This window comes from Flavobacterium columnare NBRC 100251 = ATCC 23463, from assembly GCF_002530675.1.
Taxonomy (GTDB): Bacteria; Bacteroidota; Bacteroidia; order Flavobacteriales; family Flavobacteriaceae; genus Flavobacterium; species Flavobacterium columnare.
Map to the genome: position 1 here is coordinate 1 of NZ_PCMX01000157.1, position 236 is coordinate 236.

General features: G+C 39.8%; 1 protein-coding gene. It reads right to left on the reverse strand.

The genetic code is table 11. From position 1 onward, the window contains the following. The coding region (locus B0A78_RS14630; RefSeq protein WP_169859166.1) for a hypothetical protein at positions 1 to 236 on the reverse strand (236 nt) is incomplete at both ends.

Consider the following 236-nt stretch of genomic DNA (forward strand, 5'->3'; position numbering starts at 1 on the left):
TCGGCTCCGTTTCCATTATTATTCACTAAAACGCTTCCTGCGGCGGTACTCGTGGTAGCAGAAGTAGCTACAATACCTAAATTATCATCCTTAGCAACTAAATCATTTTTAACTTCTACAGTTATATTGGCTGTTTTACAGTTTACTGGAGTTGCTCCTGTTTCACAAATTGTATAAGGAATCGTGTAAGTACCACTTGGTGTACCTGGCTGGATCCTTACATTACCATCTGCATC